This window comes from Streptomyces iakyrus (assembly GCF_000717055.1).
Taxonomy (GTDB): Bacteria; Actinomycetota; Actinomycetes; order Streptomycetales; family Streptomycetaceae; genus Streptomyces; species Streptomyces iakyrus.
The window spans coordinates 1-467 of sequence record NZ_JNXI01000088.1 but is presented as its reverse complement, the minus strand read 5'-3'; the positions used below and the strand labels follow the sequence as shown (position 1 = coordinate 467).

General features: G+C 65.3%; 1 protein-coding gene. It reads right to left on the bottom strand.

Annotated features, from left to right (window positions below; translation table 11 throughout):
• Nucleotides 1-467 (bottom strand): POTRA domain-containing protein (locus OO68_RS48870; RefSeq protein WP_033314712.1); only part of this gene is annotated, 467 nt, incomplete at both ends.

Sequence of the window (467 nt, the reverse complement as noted above, 5' to 3'; positions counted from 1 at the left end):
GTTATTCGGCTGCTCGATGATCTGCGGATTGACCCGCACGTCGTAGCGGCCGGAGCGGCGGTAGATTTCGGCGATGCGTAGGGCATCGGACTGCACCATCGGACGCGAGAAGGTGCCGCGCGGCTTGGACTGGACTTCGGCGGTGAGCTGCTCGTCCTTGACCTTCTTGTTGCCTTCGAAGGCAACGCGACCGATCACCGGGTTCTCGACCACGACCACGACGAGGCGCCCGCCCCGCTGATCGATATGGACGTCCTGGAACAGGCCGGTCTCGATCAGCGCCTTCAGGCCATCGTCGATCTGGGCCTGGCCCAGCCGACCGCCCGGTCCGGGATGGAAATAGGAGCGGATGGTTTCGAGTTCGACGCGACGGTTCCCCTCCACCGTGATCGAATCGACCGTCTGCGCAAGCGCAGGCGCAGAGACAGCAACGGCCGCCAAGGTGGCCACCGCTGGCGCGGCGAACA